This is a genomic window from Shewanella sp. AC91-MNA-CIBAN-0169, from assembly GCF_040310165.1.
Lineage (GTDB): Bacteria > Pseudomonadota > Gammaproteobacteria > Enterobacterales > Shewanellaceae > Shewanella.
Map to the genome: position 1 here is coordinate 21,647 of NZ_JBEOPM010000013.1, position 20,431 is coordinate 42,077.

The following is a 20,431-nucleotide window of genomic DNA, read 5'->3' on the forward strand; positions in this document are numbered from 1 at the left end:
GATTTGAGACAATTTGTTTTGCGTAATCCGTTTTAACGTCATCAGCCTTAACACAATCTGTTTTTACACAATATCTTGTTATAACGTGATGGTTAAAACGTTAGCTTAAGCTAATAATTTTTTCGCTGCTGCTACAACAATAGACACGGCACTTACTTCAGTCTTCTTCATTGTCGCTTCGTCAGGGATCTCTTGCTGTGTGCGGTTTACAATAACACCGGCAACACATGCTGCACGCCAACCTTGAGTTGCACACATTGTAAATAGCGTAGCTGATTCCATTTCATAGTTCAGCACACCCATTGACTGCCACTCTTTCATAGAGCCAACATAACGCTGCGTAATGCGACCAGAAACAGTATCGTAACGCTCTTGACCTGGATAGAAAGTATCAGAAGAAGCAGTAATACCAATGTGCGGCTCTAGACCAGCGTCACGACATGCTGCAACCATAGCTGTTGTACATTCAAAGTCTGCTGCTGCTGGGAACTCAAGCGGTGCAAAGTGTAAGCTTGCGCCATCTAAACGAACAGAAGCTTGAGTCACAATCACATCACCCACGTTTACGTGCGGCTGAATTGCGCCAGTTGTACCTACGCGTAAGAAAGTTCTCACACCTAATTGTGCTAATTCTTCAACCGCAATAGAAGTTGATGGTCCACCGATACCGGTTGAACACACAACCACGGCTTTGCCATCGATATAAGCTAAGTAGCTTGTGTATTCACGATGGCTCGCTAAGAACGTTGCGTTGTCCATTAACTCAGCAATACGCTTAACACGTTCTGGATCACCAGGAACGATTGCTAAGGTAGCGCCATCTAACATTTTTTTAGTTAATCCTAAGTGAAATACATCGGACATTGTGAAAACCCCTTTCAGTTTTGAATATTAAATTCTTATAACCCAGACTTTAACCTAGTCTTTAGGGGGATAAGGTTAACTTGATCACATATAAATTCATAATAGTTAATATTCATTCGTTAAATTATTACTAATATATGTCCAAATCCCACCAAATACACCCGTTTCAGCATAGTTGAAGGTCGATAGAAACAACAAATATCTTATCTCGCTTAACAATCATTAACGTGATTTACATCAAGTTAACCTCGCTAAAATGGTTTTAGGCTGAAAGTAAGCATAACCACTGAGCATAAAGTTAATCAATATTAGATTCAACACATCTCATTTCCAAATTGTGTTGCTGCTAAAGCAAGCATCATGGTTATTGGCATAACATCTGATGAATACAAATTGAAATGAGCCCGAAATCCGCTGACTCAGCTTAAAGGAGTAACTTATGTTTCCAGAGTACCGAGACTTAATCTCTAAACTTAAAGTCACAGATAAGCACTTTATCAAAAAGTTTAATGACCACAATCAACTCGATGAGCAAATTACCGCACTAGAAAAGCACAGTAGTAGTGATGCAACAGCTGAATTAAAACTAATGAAAAGCACGAGATTGCACCTTAAAGAACAAATATTAGATATTTTAAAAAATCATCAACAAGAGGTTTAGGCGCACATAAAAATAAAGGACGCTAGTGCGTCCTTTAGGATGTCGTCAAACTACACCATCAATTAAAGATAATAATCTTTAAGTGGTGGGAAGCCGTTAAAACATACTGCTGAATAGGTCGTAGTGTAAGCACCAGCGGTTAACCAGTACATACGGTCACCAATGGCTAAATCAACCGGTAAACCATAGCTATAGTGCTCATACATAATATCGGCACTGTCACAGGTTGGGCCAGCAATAACGCACTTATCTAACTCGCCTTTGCGCTCAGTATAGATTGGGAATTTAATCGCTTCGTCCATGGTTTCAATTAAACCAGAGAACTTACCCACATCTGTAAATACCCAGCGCTCTAATGCAGTGTTTGATTTACGCGAAATCAATACCACTTCAGATACCAATACACCAGCATTTGAAAGCAATGAACGGCCAGGCTCTAGAATAATCTCGGGTAATTCGTCACCAAAATCTTCTTCTAGGAAATGCTTAATCTGCTGAGCATAAACACCTAGTTCATTCGTTTTATCCATATAGTTGGCAGGAAAACCACCCCCTAAATTGATCATCTTTAACACAATGCCATGTTCTTCTTTTAAACGGTCGTAAATGCTTTTCACTTTACCGATAGCAGAATCCCACGCACCGATATCACGTTGTTGTGAACCGACGTGGAAAGAAATGCCATGCGGTTGTAAGCCTAACTCTTTTGCCAATACTAATAAGTCGTACGCCATTTCATTTTGGCAACCAAACTTACGTGATAAAGGCCAGTCGGCTGTGTGTGTACCTTCAGTTAAAATACGCAAGTACACTTTTGAACCAGGAGCTTCTTCCGCAATCATGCGTAAATCGGCTTCAGAATCTGAAGCAAACATACGTACGCCTTGTTCAAAGAATGATCGTACATCAACGCGTTTCTTAATGGTGTTACCGTAGCTAATACGATCAGCAGAAACACCTATCGACGTGACCATTTCAAGTTCATAAATGGACGCGATATCAAAGTTTGAACCTTTGTCTCGTAACAAGGTTAAAATTTCTTTGGCCGGATTTGCCTTAACCGCATAATAGATATTAGCGAAAGGAAAATTATTAACCATATCATCATATTGTTTCGCAACGATTTGGGTGTCAATAACTACAAATGGCGTTGGCTTATCTTTAGCAAATGCCTCAATGCGGTCAAACGTGTCCTTGTCATAATAATCTGCAACATCAATCGATTGAAATTGGCTCATTAGGCCAGTGCCTCCTGTAAGTAGGGCGATAAAAGTGTCATTACGAATTTGTAAAAACATGCGCAGTAAACGATATTTTTAATCAATACGCAACGAATTTTTATGCAAAAAGTATACTTTTTTATTCTTCGAGAAATATCAATAACACGCAACGCCTTACTAGCTAAATACACTGCGTTATTGATTAGTTTCTGCGTCTAGAAAGTATAGACATTTGTCAGAAAAATGCCCATAAAGTCGTTGAAAATATTTTCGCCGTGATGGCATTTAACACTCATCACAGACTTACACCTTAGAGTAAAAAGTTGTTATCATCCAATTTGATAACAACTTAACGTGCTTCAATAAGGAACATAGAATGAACGAACCCAGTTTAGATCAAGAGCTCCAACAACTGCAAAATGTCTATAGCGTCATCACTGAGTTTGTTGTTGCGTACAGCTTCCAAATTGCGGGTGCGATTATTATTTTCTTATTGGGGCTTTGGGTGGCAAACAAAGCCGCCAACGTTGTCGCCGCTCAACTGAAAAAACATAATATTGATATCACCCTCAGTAACTTTGCTTCCAACTTAGTTAAAATCATTATTATTGTGATGGTTGCTGTTATCTGTTTAGGCAAACTAGGGATTAGCGTAACGCCAATGGTGGCTGCTATTGGTGCCGCTTCACTCGGAGCAGGCTTGGCATTACAAGGAATGTTATCTAATTATGCTGCCGGCATTACCATTATTGTCACCCGCCCTTTTGTGGTTGGCAATACCATTGAAATCAAAGGTGTCAGCGGTGTGGTTGAAATCATTAAACTAGGCCAAACCATATTAACCAACGAAGAAGGCGAACAAATCAGTATTCCCAACAAGCACATTGTCGGTGAAATTTTACATAATTCATTCGCTTATAAATTGGTTGAAAACAAAATTAACATTGATTACCAAGCTGATGCGGATCATGTTATCCAATTAATTAATGGCGTGCTTGCCGCTGCTCCAGCAATTTATCAAGACAAGAAACCATTAGTCGGCATCAATGGATTTAATACTGTGGGAATAGAAGTTGGTGTACGTTATTGGGTACCGACAACACGCTATTTCGAAGAGAAGTACCACACTAACCTAGCCATAATCAAAGCACTCAATCAAGCCAAAATTAAGATACCTTGCCCGGTAAAGGAAATACATTTACAGCACTAGTTTTGATAGCACTCGTATTCACAGTTCTGTATTCACAAGGCTAAAGGTTCTCTTCACCGCATAAAGTCTCACGATTGAAAGGGCTGCATATAAGGCTGAGTGGAAGCAGTTGCACTTTTTAGTCCATTCAATCTAACTGGCCCTAACAAACTGAATTGGGGCCACAGACTATTGCCACCAATGGAGATTCCCGCGAGACTATATTGAATAAAGCAATTCATCACGTAGTCGTGGGCTGATCCGCAAAGAATGCAATGAGAATAGCAGTACAGACGCTACAAGCCATAATTAATAATCAATCACTTACGACAACAAAGTAAACTCGCTCACCATATATTTACTCTCAAAAACCACTGTGAATAGAATGAATAATATAATATATGCAGTAAACCCCGTCTTCCTTACTAAGTACATTTAATGAAACTCACTTCACTAAGCGCAATAAATTAAGCTGATTTGACTAAACTCATTTAAGCAGGCTCATTGAAATAAATGCGACCAAATCATTCTCCCCCCCAAACAACCAATAGCAAACGAACCAACTGGTTCACTTTGCATGTTAAGCTCTGGTCTTTATCACAATTTATTTTCTGCTGAAGCACTATATTCCATTATGAAAAAACTAAGTCGAAATGAAAGACTGGCTGTTATTCTCAAGTTACTCAGTATGCATAAAAAACTGTCTAACCAAAAAATATCCACATTACTGGCAGTAACCGCTAAAACGGTTCGTTGTGATCTCGTGCAGCTGGAAAAAGACGGTCTAGTAAAACGAATTCATGGCGGAGTCTGTCAGTCTGAAGGCGCGAATATCAAAAAGTATAGCTTGGACGCTATGTTGGCAGAATTACTCGACCGCAGCATACTGAATGACAGCAAAGAACTCGACTCAAACCAAGGTAGATTAATCAAAATGAAACATAATGTATTTGTACTTGGCTCATTCAATGTCGATATTGTGGCAAAATTAGCACGCTTTCCCCAACCGGGCGAAACCTTGCATTCAAGTAGCAGTAGTATTGGCGCTGGCGGCAAAGGGGCAAATCAGGCTTATGCTGCGGCTAAAAATGGTGCCCATATTACCTTTATGACTAAAATTGGTACTGATCAATTTAGTCAATTTGCGCGCCAACACCTCAACAGTACCGGCATAGACAACACGATTATTCTCGAGTCATCAACTAGCCCGACAGGTACCGCGATGATTTACGTTAGTGAACAAGCTGGCGAGAATATGATTGCGGTCAACGAAGGCGCAAACATGACGCTGACCGATGATGAAATACACTCAGCCAAACAACATATTGTTAGTGCACAATTATTTTTAACCCAGCTTGAAACCAATTTTGATGCTATCAAGCTCGCGATGAGCATTGCCAAAGACAATGGCGCAAAAGTGATCCTCAATCCGGCGCCGTATCATCAGAGAACTCTCGAGTTATTACCTTTGGTTGATATGATCACCCCTAATGAAACAGAAGCTTCGTTAATGACAGGAATCGAAGTAACCAATCTAGATAGTGCTAAGCAGGCCGCGATTGCAATACATGCCTTAGGCGTAACGTCGGTAGTCATCACTCTCGGATCTGATGGGGTATTACTTTATGAAAATGATCACTTCACCCTGCTAGATGCACTAAAAAGCGCGGTTGTTGATACCACTGGTGCAGGCGATGCTTTTAATGGCGCTTTAGTCGCTGAGCTTGCTAGAGGCAGTACACTGCATCAGGCCGCTAAATATGCCAACGCTTATGCGTCACTCGCTGTTGAGCGCCTCGGCGCAGCAAATATGCCAGACGGCTCACTTGTCGCAGCAAGACTTAATGCTTAATAGCGAGTGCTGAGTTCTAATGTAAAGCGCTAATGTAAAGCACTAATGTAAAACACTAGAGTCGAACGCCCATGAAAAAAGCGCAGTGATTACTGCGCTCATTTGTAAGTGCTATTAGTCCAGCTGTTGTCGAGGGAGTTATTTCAATCTTGCGGCATAATTGATAATACTGTCGCGATATAGCTCCAATAGTTCGGCATCTTTGACCGCGACAGCAACCTGTTGCGGCGCCTGATTCATCCATTCATCATGCGGGTAAACACGGTCATCAATCTTCTGAATGGTCATTCCTTCGGCAACACCATCGACAACCACTCTTATTGGCCCTTCTCTAAGTGTGAACAACTCTGGATTAATCACATAGGCAATGGCAGAGGGGTCATGCACATGGCAAGCTTCTAAGCCCACTTTTTCACTATAAAACCTCAAATAGAACCGGCTAACATCCCAAATAAATTGGCCAACGTCGCCTGCATTGTCACGTAATTGGTCAAGATAATCACGAGTAAAAAAGCTTTGTTCAGTCACGTCTAAGCCAATCACAACCACAGGCCATGAGGCCGTCAACACTATATCAGCAGCATGAGGGTCATCGTGTACATTAGCTTCGGCAAAAGGGGTCACATTGCCACGATGACCGTTCTCACCAAAAGCGCCACCCATAATGACCACCTTGTTAACTAAGTCGACAATGCTTGGGTCAGCCTGAAGCGCTAGCGCAAGGTTAGTTAACGGACCGATGGCCACTAAAGTAATCTCACCAGGCTCCGCCTTTACAGCGTCAATGATGTATTGATACGCAGGCCGCGGATCAGCTTGACCTTCTACTTCGGCTGGGACATTCACATCACCAAAGCCACCTTCTCCGTGAACAACGACCGTTGGGCCAACTGGAGGACGTACGATAGGTTTACTCGCGCCAGTGACAATATCGGCTTGCAACTGAAATTTTTGTTTAAGATAAAGCGCGTTACGGGTCGCATTCTCAATGGTTACATTGCCATAAATAGTAGTAATGGCCTTAAGTTCGATATCGGGATGTGCTTCGGCAAAGAGAATAGCAAATACATCATCAATACCGGGATCTGTGTCTAATATTATTTTAGTTTTCATGGGGATCACTGTCCTACTTTATTAAGTGAATCGATACACTATAAGGTTTTACTGAATATCCTGCGATGAGACTCACAGGCCCTTCAATGCATACCAACAAGATATTCGAAGATGATTAACGACTGCGACAAACGAACGGTTACAGGGTCCTGAGGCTCATTAAATCCCTTGGCACTATACAAAAATAGTGCCGACAGAAGTGTGATTGTTCGTCAAACTTTAATCTGTAAGTGAACATAATGGTTCACTTACACGTGTGCAACTGGCTATAACAAGTTTGATATGAAATAGGCCGAATATTATATTTTGCCTTACATATCCCACCTTTTAACCCGAGTTGAGGTTAATTTACAACACCTCGAAAAAGTAAAGCTTACTTGACAAGCATTAATAGATTGCGATAACTTAAAGTCAAGCTTAGTTGACATAATGACAACTAAACACGACCAAGGGAATGTTGATAATGTCGCCACTAACACACAATCAAGACTGGAAAAATACCAACAAACATAATACAGCTCGTTTAGCAAAATGGACTTTAGCGTGGGTGATAAGTATGGCCGTCGCCAACTTTGGTCCACAATTTATTTGGCAACAAGATGTCATCACCATAATGGCCATTGGCATTAATTTCATGATGGGTATCGGGATGATTTTAGCCAATAGACGCCAACTACTTGGCTTAGATGAATTGCAGCAAAAAATTCAATTAAATGCGATGGGCCTCAGTCTGGGGGTGGGGCTAATTGTTGGCTTGAGCTACTCAAATTTAGACACAACAAACTTAATAGCTGGTCACGCGGAAATTTCTCACTTGGTGATCATTATGGGACTCACCTATTTAGTCGGTATTATTTTAGGCCATAGGAAGTACCAATGAAAAATCGCCTAAAAGTACTCAGGGCAGAGCAAGACCTGACCCAAGCACAACTAGCAGACTTACTTAATGTTTCCAGGCAGACGATCAATGCGATCGAAACTGGTAAGTTTGATCCTAGTTTGCCATTAGCCTTTAAAGCGGCACGTTTATTCAAGCTACCTATTGAAAGTATCTTTGAAGACGAAGTGTAGCTAATAGTATTTATAATCAATGTTATAAATACTATGTTATAAAAACAATGCTATAAAAAATGTTAAACGCTATGGCGGTCGATTCAGCTCAAGCATTGGCTAAATTTACAGTCTTAACGCTAACAGCCCTATGGATTGATAAGAGATTAATATCCTTTACGCCAAAGCTGGTTTAGTTTTCGGTTTGAGAAGACCAATACCAAAGGCGGCCATTGCCACTGCTATGATGGCATTAAGGTAGTTGAAAAAAGCATAGGGCGCGTAGTCAAGTACGTCTACCCCTAGAGTGGCGGTATAAAAGGCACCAGCTGTGGTCCACGGAATAAGGCCTGTAGTCATAGTGGCACCTTCTTCAACTGAGCGCGAAAGAATGGCGGCCTCTAAATTTTGTTGCTCATATTTGGGCTTAAACAGTTGGCAACTGAGAATAATCGAAATATAAGCCTCTCCCATAGCAATGTTACCTAAAAAACCGGACATAATCGTCGTCGCAATAAGGGTGGCGGTGCGCTGCACTCTTTTTATGATGCCGGCTAATAGTGCGGTGAGAAATCCCGCACCGTGTAAAATGCCGCCTAGCGCGATAGCCATTAACGCCAGCAGCAAGGTCCAGCTCATACTGCTAATGCCGCCGCGACCAAGCAAAGCATCTAAACTGGGGATACCCGTTGATTCGGGCGTATTTTCCCACAGTGCATTAAGCACGGAGATAGCACTTTGTTGCTGATAAAAAATCGCGATTAGTACGGCGAGTATTATGCTGCATGACATCGTCACTTCTGCGGGCACTTTTCTAATGCTCAGTACCGCGAGTAAAATCAGGGGTAATAACGTAATCAGCGGCGTAAGGCTGTAATTGTTGGCAAGTGCAGTTTGAATTGAGGTAACTTCTGCCAAGTCTAGATTTTGTTCACTATAGTTCAATCCGATCACTAGAAATATTAAGAAAGTGAGGATAAAGGTCGGCGTTGTGGTGAACAGCATGGAGTAAATGTGTCGATAAAGATCGGTGCCAGCACTCATAGCAGCGAGGTTTGTGGTATCTGAAATCGGCGACATTTTATCACCGAAAGTTGCACCGCAGACAATCATACCTGCGACTAAAGGCAGTGGAATATTCATCGCAGAGCCGATGCCAATAAAAACCACGCCTAAGGTGCCGACAGTACCCCAAGATGTTCCAGTTGCTAGCGACATCAAGGCGCACAGTAATAAACCAACGGCCAAAAACAAACTCGGACTCAGCCAACTAAGACCATAATAAATAAGCGTGGCGATGGTGCCACTGTGCATAAAACTAGCAATCACCATGCCGATCAATATAAATATATAGATGGCAGGCATGGCTCTGGTAAGGGCGCTAGTCATCAACTCACGTATATGTATATAGCCGTAACCAAGACTAAAAGCGTTGAGTCCTATCCATAACAAGCACAGAAACATCAGTGTATGCAGGCTGATCCCTAGACCAAAAAGTCCACCCGCTATGGTGATGATAATCACGCTAAAACAGATAAGAGACTGCAAAAAACTAGGGCTACGGGGTAAGTTGGGAGTGATTACAGACATTGGCACACATTATGGTAACAATTGGGATGAAGCTGAGTATATCAGTACAAGTAATTGGGTAAACTATAAACAAGCAGGATATTAAAAATAAACATTTTATCTATTATAACCAGTAGGTTAGCTACCAAGTAAAAGCCAACTCAAAAGATATATCATCACAGAGCGCTGCACATGATTATTTATACATTCATTTACATGCTCATTTACAGGCACATTTATAAACTCAATGGGTTACATCCTCTACGTCCTCCCCATACTCAAAAAAGCTGTTGCGCTTGTCGGGTTGAAGATTTTGGTTGCGAAATAAATTTAGCCTATTGCCTTAAAAAAACGTCTAGTTTTGTATAAATAACGTATCTAGTATGACCACATACGTTTTTAATCAATATTCACATGGTAAAAATTATCCATTCGTTATCGATTCACAACCTATTGTTGCGGAGTCTATTGTTGCTGTATCTAATGCAGATACGTATTCTTTATTACCATGTGAAAGAGGCATTATCATGAATCACAACCCTTCTCAGCCACTTCGCGTTACCTGGGCACTTAAAACAAGCTTTATTGCTGATGCTTTGGCCATGCCAGTGCATTGGTATTATCAACCGATGGAAATCGAGCGTGCCTTTACTGGTGGTATTCAGCGCTTTGAGGCCGCACCTGAGTTTCACCCTTCATCTATTATGTCCTTGCACTCCAAACATAAAGGGGGGCGACAGTCCAATGATCGGTCGTCTAAGGGACATTCAGCTAACGATCAGTCGCCGCAAGTGGTAGGCGATATTATTTTAAAAGATAAGGCGCAGTTTTGGGACAAACCGAATGTGCATTATCATCAAGGCATGCAGGCGGGTGAAAACACCCTCAACGCCCATTGCGCTCGAGTAGTGATGCGCACCCTGGCGAGTTCGCCACAACCCTATGACCGACAAGCATTTGTTAATGCCTACATTGACTTTATGACAATGACTCCCGCCGCTCATCCCGATACTTATGCAGAGTCCTACCATAGAGGATTTTTTGCTAACTTGGCGCAGGGACGCAAGCCTGAAAACTGTGGCATGATAACTCACGATACAGCATCTATTGGTGCATTGGTGACCATAGCACCTTTGGTTTTTTCAGAACGACTTAAGGGCATAAGCGAAGCCGAAATAAAGATTACCTGCCGAGCACATCTGGCCTTAACCCATCCTGATGAATCTTTAATGCAGGTATGTGATAGCTACGTGCAACTGTTGTGCGCTCTGATGGATGGGCCGGATGAAGCAAGCGTTAAGGCTCTTTTACTTGAAGCAAGCATAGGCCTAACCAGTACTAATTTAGCCGGTCTGTTAAAACGTAATGTGCCCGACAATCAGGTCGTCGGCCAAATATTTTCAAGGGCATGTTATATTTCAGATTCTTGGCCTGTCGTCTTGTATCTGGCCTGTAAATACCAAAATGATCCATGGCAAGCACTGCGAGTAAATACTAACTTAGGCGGTGACAACGTACATCGAGGAATAGTGCTGGGAACCTTACTTGGATTGCAAAGCGATGCTGTGGCCACCAGCTGGTTTGAACAACTGGCAGACCACAAATTGATTGCTCAAGAAATTGAGGCACTTATCAGCGTGGCAAGCGCTCCCAAACCGTAAGTTCAGACAAAGTATGCTGAAACTTGTGCTGAGTTTCGCGGATCACAAACGGGACTTTGCGCGGCTCACCAACCAACTTAAAATGGCTTGATAGTTGATCTTTCAAGCCATCTAACGTGCTGTAGTTTTCACCATCTTTTTTGAAACCACCTATCCACTCTTCCTTAGGTGTATGTTCTTCCAACCACGTGTAAGGCGATGCAATAATAAGCAAGCCGCCATCATTGATGCGCTGTGCCATATCCGCCAGAAAACGACTCGGCTGGTAGAGTCGGTCAATCAAATTAGCGGCTAAAACTAAATCATAAGCCGTGAATTGGGGTTTGAGGTTACAGGCGTCGCCTTGATGAAATGCGACACGGTTTGCATAAGTGTCCAACCCTAATTCTTGCAGGGTACGAGTATGATAGCTCACTAATTCGCCTTCTTCGGCACGGGCGTAACGCACTGCGCCTTGCTGCGCCATTTTAGCTGCTAGGCGAGTAAAGTTTGCTGAAAAATCAATACCGTCTACTTCATCGAACTGGCGGGCCAACTCAAAACTTGCTCGGCCACACGCACAACCTAAGTCAAGTGCTTTACCGGTGGGTTTACCCTTCATTGCCTCAAGTGCAATATCAGCTAAAGCTTTAGGAAAATTCTCTACGCCATACCAGGTGTCACCAAAGTGAAACTCTGCATATTCTGACAATAACTGGTCACTTTCGTAGTAAGCCTTAGGAGACGTTGCCTCAACTTCAGAGGCAATATAACGAAATCCGGCGTGCTGCGTAAAGTGACGCCTAAATGCATAACGTGCACTAAGACGCGCTTCGTTTCCACTTGAAATCCATGAACCACCTTTGATCAAGTTGTGTTTACCATCAAAAGTTGGCGTGGTGAAATCGTCATACAGTGGATGTACTTTAAAGTTATCGAAGGGGTAAATAGGCGTTTCAGTCCATTGCCATACGTTGCCCACCACATCAAACCAATTGCCATGTTGATAGCGTGTTACCGGGCAGCATGATGCAAAATGGTCGAGATGCAAGTTTGCATTGGCCGCGCTGTTACCCAGCTCTTCTACGCCCGCTTGTGCACACAATCGATACCATTCGTCTTCAGTTGGCATGCGAATTTTCTGTCCAGTTTCTTCAGTCTTCCATTCACAAAACGCTTTCGCTTCATGATAGTTAACTTCGGCAGGCCAGTCCCAAGCCATATCAATTTCTTCCGTCATTAAGCGCAAGCGCCAGCCATTGTGCCAACGCCAAAATGCTGGGTGTTTTGCCTCAGTAAATTGCCGCCAAGCCAGACCTTCATCGCTCCAGAAACGATTTTGCTCATATCCACCGTCCTCAACAAACTCGAGGAACTCCTGATTGCTGACTAAATATTGGCTGGCTTTAAACTCAGCTACCTCAGCCTGATGTTGGCCATATTCATTGTCCCAGCCATAAAATGCACTATCAAATGATTGTCCAAGATTAACTGAGCCAGCGGCGACGCTTATTAGTTTATTTTTTGGGGCTTGGCCAGCATCTTTACAAGCTGGCCATTGAGGTAATGGCTGGACTTTAGCCAACTCATGTTGGCGAATGAGTACCGACGATGTCTCAAGGTGAATACGTTCGTGCTCAATACCCATGACGATGGGCCACCAGGTATTTTCCCAATCAATGGGTAGGGCAAGGTCCAAGGTATCAATTAATGTTAATACTGTGGCGCGCACTTTTGCACGGTAGTCTTTTACCGCAGCAACACTGGGCCAGTCATAACTGTCTTCAGACAGATCATCCCAGCTCATTTCATCAACGCCCACAGCAAAAATAGATTCCATATGAGGATTAATCCGATCGGATATCAGTTTTGCCAATAGTAGCTTGTTGATGAAAAAAGTGGCCGTATGCCCAAGATAAAAAATAAGCGGGTGGCGCAAAGGTATAGGTTTTTGATAGAAACCAGTATCGTCGCGCAAACAATCAAACAGTTGCGTATAGGTATCAAAGGTGTTGGTGAAGTAAAGCGCTATTTCTTGGCGCTTATCATCCACGGTGCCACTGTCCAGTGTAGGGGTTCGGCGCAATGATCCAGAGTCAACAAATGTTGCGGATCTTTTAGCCATTCCTTGAGCATTTTGTATAGGTAATGTCATCGTGAAACACGTTCCTTTAATTCTTATTCTACATTCATACGATTAACTACTGGATAAAGGGTCAATTTTTTTACTTTATATTGATATTACCCGTAAAAAAAGTTTTGCCGGTGGTTAAACGTCTCTGCCCTGCAGTTTTTTAATTGCTTCGACTAAGTAATCTCGTGAACAGCCGAAGTTCAAGCGAAAACAGTCTTTATCACCAAAGTCTCTGCCCGCTGATGGGCCGACACCTTTGGCTTCACACCATGCTTGCGTATCGGGGACTTGTAAACCGCTGGCATCAACCCACAGTAAAAAAGTCGCCGCGGGTGAGATAGCTTTTAAACCGTCGATTTTGTTGATTTCAGTCACTAGATAATCACGATTTTCAATTAAATACGCCACTTGTTGTTGATGCCACTCATCGCAATGCCTGAAGGCTGCATTAGTGGCGGTAAGACCTGTGACTGTTACCGATGGTAACCTGCCGCGGGCTGCATGGTTGAATGCTACTCTTAATTTTTCGTTTGGAATAATAGCGAAAGACGTACCTAATCCCGCGATATTGAAGGTTTTACTGGCGGCCATTAATGTCACTGAATGCTCAGCCAATTCTGGGTGCGCACTGGCGGGTAAATGTGGTACGTCATCTAAAATTAAATCACAGTGTATTTCATCCGAGCACAGCATGACGCCATGTTTTCTGCATATTGCTGCAATTGTGTCGAGTTCTGCTTGGTTTAAGACGGTTCCAAGCGGATTCATTGGATTACACATAATAAATAAGCTGGCTTTAGGATCCGCAGCAGCCTCTTCCAAGGCATCAAAATCGAGTGTCCAGCGACCATCCACTTCTATCGAGCCGATACAAGTTCGCTTGAGATGATTAATTGCCGGTGCAGCCAATATAGGAGGATAATTGGGTGTTTGTACGATAACCGTATCACCTGCTTGGCAATAAGCTTGAATAGCCACATTAAATGCAGGCACCACACCCGGAGTCCACACTAGCCAACTAGGATCAATCTTCCAGTTATATTGACGTTGACACCACGCCACAACGGCCTCACTGGCATCGGTATCGTGAGCTGGAAGGGTATAACCGAACAGGCCATCATCAATGCGCTGATGTAAGGCAGACAAAATAGGCTCAGCACAGCGAAACTCAGTATCAGCAATCCACATAGGCAATATATCTGTACCTTTGTATTTTTCCCATTTATGGGCTTTTGACGATGTGCGGTCAGGTTTATCACTGAAGTTCATTGCGGATCCTTTGATTATTCATTTGCTAGTCTACAGAAAACAGCCGACTTAGCCTGTTATAAAAAAACCTACCGATGTTATAGGTAGGTTTTAGGGTCTGTTTATGATTTTCGGGTCAACTTATAAACGGCTTCATTAAGCCAAGGCACGTGTTTATTCATAAACCTCGGATTGTCAGCCAGTACATCAACACACTCCAATAATTCAACATCAAAATATGGTGTTAAATAGCTTTTAACCCAATCTGGACTGACTGCAAATGGCGGCCCTTTCAGAGTATCTTGTAGGTAATCTAGGGTAATTAATAAGCCACTTACATTCGCCGGTATAAGCGCAGCGAGTGCTTTAACATACTGTTGGCGCATTTCTTCTGGCCACGCAATCAGGGCAGCACGATCGTAAAAACCACTAATCGACGCTGTTGCACTTTTGGGTAGAGTAAAAATATCCCCTTGATATAAGGTGACTTGATCGGCAGAAAAGACTACATGTTCGTCGGTATGATTAACTTGATAAGTAAGATCATTGTCGGTAAAAAATTGTTCAACTGCGAGGGTATTGAGTTCACATCCCAGCACAGTATGGCGCTGCTCGGCCAAATAAAACATATCCAATGATTTACCACATAGAGGAACGAATACCTCAGTGTTTTCATTCAAACCAATATGCGACCAATATTTTACTAAAAAAGGGTTCACTTGGTTTTGGTGAAAACCAATTTGTTGTAACTGCCATTTTTCATGCCAAAAGCTGGGTTCCATGATGCTATTCTTCAGTCAAGTTGCTAATGAGATGCTGGCTACTTTAAAGACTAAAAAAAAAGGATGCAACCTCCCTTAATGATTTGGCATTCAACTGCCTAAGCTTTACCGTCTAGTGTCATTTGTACTTGCCTTAACCAACGACAGTTTTCACATTGGCACTTTCTGCGCGACATGTGGTGTGGGCTTAAATTTGAGTCAATGTAATCGACCGCTATTAATAATTGTTGCTTTAATTGGTCAACCGACTTCATCTCAAGCGCAACCATTTCATCGTTATGATTAATCCATAAACACTCCTCCCCCTGATGACAGGTTATGCATTGCTCATCACTTTGATTAAAAAACACTGCATGGGGACAATGGGTGACTTCCATTGATTGTAAAATTCGCTGCCGAGGAAAATTAAATAGCTGAATTAAATCAGCTTTATTTATATTATGCATATAACCTCTCACAAAAACGTTGATTAACTAGTACAGCCATAGTACCGAGTGTTGATTGATTTTGATTTGATATAGGTCAAGGTTTACTTATCATAATTTTTTAGATAGGAAGCGACCATTTACAAATCAAAAAGCTTGCTCACAAAACAATACTGGGCGGTTTTTAATAAAAGAACAGCCATGTTTAAATAGACTGCGCTGATGTGTGGATGGAATCTGTTGTTTTATATAAGAAGCACTTGCCGCAGTAAGGTTAATCAAGGTTTAATGGGCTTAAAAAGGAGGCTTACCTTTGCAAACACCGCAACTGCAACACTTTTATATCAATGAAGAGCAGTCCATCTATCTGCTCAGCGCCAATGATGCACGCAAGCATAAGGCCTGGATCCGCTTGTGTAAGCAACAGCTGAGTAAATTGGGATATCAGCAAATTGAATTTATTGGTAAGGGAGCCTATGGCTTTGTATTTGCGGGTATCAATGAGTTTAGCCAATCACATGTATTTAAATTCTCAAGGGTAAATTTACCCCAAAGCGTCCAAGATAGGCTTGAAGAAGAAGCCTATATGCTTAGCCAAGTAAAACACCCAAATATACCTGGGGCGATAAAATTCGAGCGGGTTGGTAAGCAAGGCATTTTAGTAATGGAGCGAGCTCAAGGCGAAGACCTCGACAAAATTTGCCAGCGATTAGGGGCTTTACCGCCGGTAATTATCGTCAGTATTGCGAGACAATTAGCCAATATTTTATATTATCTGCGTAAGGGTAAGCCTTTAGTGCATGGCGATATTAAGCCATCTAACTTGGTTTATGATATTGAAACCGACAAATTGTCGTTAATCGATTGGGGATCTGCGGTATTTGCTCAGCGAGATGAACACGGCCGCGCGGTCGATGACAATGTCATGTCCTTACTATCAAGCGACCAACAGCACACTAACGCGCGCATGGGCGATGTGTATTTTATTGGTGACGAACAACTGAGCGGTGCGTTATCTACGCCTCGATTCGACGAGCAAGGCGCTGCTGCAACCTTATATGCGCTCGCATCAGGACAAATTAGCCGTTTCGGCACAAAAATCATTCCAGCCACCAGCATAGGATTACCTATCGAACTGGCAAAAACACTCGATGCAATGCTCAGTGATGATGTTGAACGGCGCAATCTTGCGGGTGACTACTTTCTCAAAAGCCTGCGCCACAGCCATCGAATGCATTTGCCGATATTATCGACACCTCCGCTAGCACCCGACATTCCGGTGTGGGCTCAACCGCGATCTAAAGCCGTCGAAACCGTAAGTTACAGCTCGCGTAAATCGTTTTTGAAAGAGCACAATACTCTAGATCCCATTGCCAAAATGGATGATGTGCAATTAGAAAAATACTATCGCAATTTTATGGTGGGTATGGCCGATACCGAAAAAGGCTTTATTGCCGCAGTAGGCCGTTTAGCACAGTATCCAATTGTCGGCGGTTTGGTGATCCATTGGCAAGAGTCTGGGGTGTTTATCGACTCCAATTTAGCTATTTACGATCCCGACAGTAAAGCGCCGTTAGTGTTAGCAGTAAATAATATGGTCACCATGGCGCGAGGAATTAAGCGGATTGGGGTGTTCAAGGCTTGCTTCTTTAATGCCAAAGACACCTTACACCTTGAGCGAAAAAGTACCGAGCACCAATATAAAATAACCGGTGAACTGCAAATGCCTTTTGAGGTCGGTGATGTGCCCACCTTAGAAGATAAATCTCGGCTGCACTCATACTTTGAAGACGGTAAAGACCCGGAAGAAAACTTGGAACTGCCAGCAGAAATCATGACCGAACTGGGGTGGTTAAATCAAATCCACCATACTGGCTGTATTATTTTTGAAGCGCTACCAAACCATTTAAAAATCCACAGTTACTTACGTTTATTAAATCCACGAAAACAGGCGGCATTTCGAGCCTGTTTGGATCGAATTATGACTCACGCAAATAAAATTCAAGGTCATGGCATTTCAGGTTTTATGAAACTGCCCTATAAAAACACTCGCCAATTTAGCCATATCGATCGTAAAGCAGATGATTTCTACCCTAGAAACCCTAAAGTCATCGTTGCAGAAGCCACTTTACCGCAAACATAATAGCCATACTCCAAACACTATCATCATGCTGTTGCGGTGATACAAAGCAATACGCGCCCCCAATAGAGGTCGCGTATTATCCGCTATACATCACTCAACACTATCACTCAACACTCTCACCAAACACTATCAGCCAACACTTAAATTGGCGAGCCAGGAGGCAGGTCCACCGGCTTGGTGATTAATCGATAAGTAGGATCGGTCATGCCTTTAGTGATACCTTGAAACAGCCAATCGTAATGCGCCGATTGATAATCGCTGCCACGGTTACTGCGGCGTTTAAGTTGCTTAATAATATAGTCAACTCTTGCGGCTAACTGTGCTTTGACTTCGGGCGCTGTTTTAGGGCTATGGTACGTTGCTAACAAACTATCAATCACCACTGTATTGACGCGCATTTGCATCGCTAGGCCCTGTCCACTCGGTAAGTCTTGATACAAACTGGCACCCGCAAGCTTATCGATTAATTGAACCACCGACAGTTGCTGACTGTCTTCCATATAGGCCTGACTGACACGGTTTAAACGTTCAGGGGTTAATAATTGCGCCACAATATGACGGCTCAACACTTCTGCCATCGCCACAGGATCAGTTATCACGCCTAAGTTTGATCCAAAGCTTTCACGAGTTTTTCGATAATTACCGGCTTTTGGCACTAACGCTTGCAACACATTACTTGGTACTAACAAGCTCTCTGTTTGCAAACTCGCCAATAATGCATCGAGCGCAGCAAGTTGCATTTTAGGCCGAATATAATTCCAACGTACGCCAGAACCTACTTGCTGATAACTGTAATCCGTCCCGCCAATCCACTTTGCTGCGGCTTCTATTTGATAACGCGTGAGCAAATATATGGGCACAAATACATCGGCTAATTCGCCATGAGGTTCACCGGCTAATAAAGCATCTGAGTTAAAGTCATCCATCGCTTTACGACGCACTGTTTCTAAACGTACTAACTCTGCTACCGCATCGTTACCACGATCCCATAAACTGGCGTATGCATTACTGGCGCTGGCACTACGAGAGTCTGCTTCCCCAATATATCGAAAGCCTTTAGTTAGGGTCGACGTTAACAAAGACTCGGTCTGCGTAAGGCCTCCATAACCATAAGCGATGGTGTATTTGTCCCACTCACCAATTCCTTCGGTGTAAGGCGTGGCAATATTAATTTTATCGCCTTGAATACTCACGTACGGATGCGGATAATCCATTACCGAAGCATTATCGTTTGTTGATGCAGCAAAGTTATGGTCAAGCCCTAAGGTATGGCCCACTTCATGCGCTGCTAACTGGCGAATACGGGCAAGCGACAATGCCATGGCGGCATCTGCAGCGGCTTTACGATCAGGCCAACCAGCCGTTAGCCCTCGAGCAATAAGATGATCTTGACGTACTCTTAAGCTGCCAAGCGTGACATTACCTTTAATGATTTCACCGGTACGAGGGTCGGTTACTGCTGCGCCATATGACCAACCTCTTGTGGCGCGATGCACCCATTGGATCATGTTATAGCGAACGTCTTGAGGGTCTGCACCTTCTGGCAACAATTTAACTTTAAAGCCGTCAATGAAACCGGCATCAGTAAATGCACTTTCCCACCAACGTGCACCTTCCAATAACGCACTGCGAATAGGCTCAGGTACACCTGGGTCGAGGTAATAAATAATAGGTTTAACCACTTTACTGGGAGCATCACCCGGAGTAACTTTTTCTAATCTGTGGCGCAGTAAATGGCGTTGAGTCAGTGGTTGATCAACTGCGGTAGAATAATCGGCATATTCATCAGATAAATAACCGCTCATGGGATGATAACGACGAGGTTGATAACCCACATCAGGGAGTTGCACAAAGGAATAGCGCACTTGAACAGACAACAATTTACCGTCTGGAGTAACTTGCTCAACTTGCTTGCCTGCTTTGCTGGCTTTAAAGGTTAAATTAACATCAATATCAGCATTACGTTCAAACGATTTAATCTTTTGCGGCAATATCACTGAGCGGCTGCTGTCTAAGCTGTACAAACCTTGCTTAGTTGCCGTTAATACATCCGACACCCCATGCAAATCATTAATCACTAGGTCATTAATCGCGACTAATGCCGTTTTACCTTCTACTAATTTACCGCGCCATAAAATCGATTCAGCAAAAGCTTGTGTGACCGCTTGACGCTCAGCAACGTTATCACTGGAGGCGCGAAAATAGGTATTAAGCTGCTTGAGCACAACATAAGGACCATGCTGTTCAAATTGTACCATTCGGGTTTGGCCTAGCTGGCCACGGTCTAAACCGATATCATTTGAACCAACACCATGAGGTAAACTGGTCAGCAATAGAAAGGGTTGATTGAGCTTATTCGCTTGTAAATAAAGCTGTGCGGATTTGGCATCATAAAATAGATTGATAAAGCCTTTTGCCACTTCAGCATTATTAATTATTTTTTGGGCTGAGTCGCTGGCAGCCATTGCTGCGTTAGAAAGTAATGTTGCTGGTGTGATTGCCAGCAACAGCGCCAATGAAATACTTCGGCGGACCATAATT

The 20,431-nt window shown here is 42.9% G+C and carries 16 protein-coding genes; 7 read left to right on the forward strand and 9 right to left on the reverse strand.

Annotated elements, in window-relative coordinates:
• Positions 1-105: 105 nt before the first annotated feature.
• Positions 106-864 (reverse strand): uridine phosphorylase, encoded by a 759-nt coding sequence (gene udp / locus AAEY98_RS12365; protein ID WP_011638840.1) that lies wholly within the window; start codon positions 862-864, stop codon positions 106-108.
• Between the two features lie 439 nt (positions 865-1,303).
• Here udp and AAEY98_RS12370 point away from each other — a divergent pair, with 439 nt between their 5' ends.
• Positions 1,304-1,525 carry an HP1242/YdcH family protein gene (locus AAEY98_RS12370; RefSeq protein ID WP_162023902.1) on the forward strand — a complete coding sequence of 74 codons (222 nt, stop codon included), beginning with the start codon at positions 1,304-1,306 and terminating at the stop codon, positions 1,523-1,525.
• A 62-nt stretch (positions 1,526-1,587) separates the two neighbouring features.
• On the opposite strand, the gene AAEY98_RS12375 is transcribed toward AAEY98_RS12370, so the two are convergent.
• A complete protein-coding gene (locus AAEY98_RS12375; RefSeq protein WP_011638842.1) occupies positions 1,588-2,763 on the reverse strand; it encodes a type III PLP-dependent enzyme in 1,176 nt (391 codons plus the stop codon).
• Between the two features lie 358 nt (positions 2,764-3,121).
• On the opposite strand from AAEY98_RS12375, the gene AAEY98_RS12380 reads away from it, so the two are divergent.
• Positions 3,122-3,955, forward strand: coding sequence for a mechanosensitive ion channel family protein (locus AAEY98_RS12380; protein ID WP_101085162.1), 834 nt, complete (start codon positions 3,122-3,124; stop codon positions 3,953-3,955).
• A 613-nt stretch (positions 3,956-4,568) separates the two neighbouring features.
• The gene (gene rbsK / locus AAEY98_RS12385; protein ID WP_351017300.1) at positions 4,569-5,786 is read left to right on the forward strand and encodes a ribokinase; all 1,218 of its coding nucleotides are present in this window, start codon (positions 4,569-4,571) and stop codon (positions 5,784-5,786) included.
• Positions 5,787-5,924: 138 nt separating this feature from the next.
• Here rbsK and AAEY98_RS12390 read toward each other — a convergent pair whose 3' ends face one another.
• Positions 5,925-6,899 carry a nucleoside hydrolase gene (locus AAEY98_RS12390; RefSeq protein ID WP_162023904.1) on the reverse strand — a complete coding sequence of 325 codons (975 nt, stop codon included), beginning with the start codon at positions 6,897-6,899 and terminating at the stop codon, positions 5,925-5,927.
• A gap of 463 nt (positions 6,900-7,362) precedes the next feature.
• On the opposite strand from AAEY98_RS12390, the gene AAEY98_RS12395 reads away from it, so the two are divergent.
• Together AAEY98_RS12395 and AAEY98_RS12400 are read left to right on the forward strand one after the other, a co-directional pair.
• Positions 7,363-7,779: a hypothetical protein gene (locus AAEY98_RS12395; RefSeq protein WP_101085159.1), complete on the forward strand. Its 417-nt coding sequence runs from the start codon at positions 7,363-7,365 to the stop codon at positions 7,777-7,779.
• Positions 7,776-7,970, forward strand: coding sequence for a helix-turn-helix transcriptional regulator (locus tag AAEY98_RS12400; protein ID WP_162023905.1), 195 nt, complete (start codon positions 7,776-7,778; stop codon positions 7,968-7,970). Before AAEY98_RS12395 ends, AAEY98_RS12400 begins: the two co-directional genes overlap by 4 nt.
• A 156-nt stretch (positions 7,971-8,126) precedes the next feature.
• Here AAEY98_RS12400 and nhaC read toward each other — a convergent pair whose 3' ends face one another.
• Positions 8,127-9,539 (reverse strand): Na+/H+ antiporter NhaC, encoded by a 1,413-nt coding sequence (nhaC, locus tag AAEY98_RS12405; protein WP_351017304.1) that lies wholly within the window; start codon positions 9,537-9,539, stop codon positions 8,127-8,129.
• Between the two features lie 506 nt (positions 9,540-10,045).
• On the opposite strand from nhaC, the gene AAEY98_RS12410 reads away from it, so the two are divergent.
• Positions 10,046-11,179, forward strand: coding sequence for an ADP-ribosylglycohydrolase family protein (locus AAEY98_RS12410; RefSeq protein WP_351017414.1), 1,134 nt, complete (start codon positions 10,046-10,048; stop codon positions 11,177-11,179).
• Here AAEY98_RS12410 and ovoA read toward each other — a convergent pair.
• The 4 genes from ovoA to AAEY98_RS12430 all read right to left on the reverse strand — a co-directional run bounded on the left by ovoA (position 11,151) and on the right by AAEY98_RS12430 (position 15,768).
• On the reverse strand, positions 11,151-13,313 hold the full coding sequence (ovoA, locus tag AAEY98_RS12415) for a 5-histidylcysteine sulfoxide synthase (protein WP_351017307.1): 2,163 nt from the start codon (positions 13,311-13,313) through the stop codon (positions 11,151-11,153). The two genes, AAEY98_RS12410 and ovoA, sit on opposite strands and share 29 nt — an antisense overlap.
• Positions 13,314-13,427: 114 nt before the next feature.
• Positions 13,428-14,561 carry a MalY/PatB family protein gene (locus AAEY98_RS12420; protein WP_351017310.1) on the reverse strand — a complete coding sequence of 378 codons (1,134 nt, stop codon included), beginning with the start codon at positions 14,559-14,561 and terminating at the stop codon, positions 13,428-13,430.
• A gap of 101 nt (positions 14,562-14,662) precedes the next feature.
• A complete protein-coding gene (locus AAEY98_RS12425) occupies positions 14,663-15,322 on the reverse strand; it encodes a thiopurine S-methyltransferase (protein ID WP_162023909.1) in 660 nt (219 codons plus the stop codon).
• Between the two features lie 98 nt (positions 15,323-15,420).
• Positions 15,421-15,768, reverse strand: coding sequence for a hypothetical protein (locus AAEY98_RS12430; protein WP_101085154.1), 348 nt, complete (start codon positions 15,766-15,768; stop codon positions 15,421-15,423).
• A gap of 292 nt (positions 15,769-16,060) precedes the next feature.
• Here AAEY98_RS12430 and AAEY98_RS12435 point away from each other — a divergent pair, with 292 nt between their 5' ends.
• Positions 16,061-17,890, forward strand: coding sequence for a protein kinase domain-containing protein (locus AAEY98_RS12435; protein WP_351017313.1), 1,830 nt, complete (start codon positions 16,061-16,063; stop codon positions 17,888-17,890).
• Between the two features lie 140 nt (positions 17,891-18,030).
• Here AAEY98_RS12435 and AAEY98_RS12440 read toward each other — a convergent pair whose 3' ends face one another.
• Positions 18,031-20,427, reverse strand: a complete 2,397-nt coding sequence (locus AAEY98_RS12440; protein ID WP_351017316.1) for a zinc-dependent metalloprotease — start codon at positions 20,425-20,427, stop codon at positions 18,031-18,033.
• Positions 20,428-20,431: the final 4 nt, after the last annotated feature.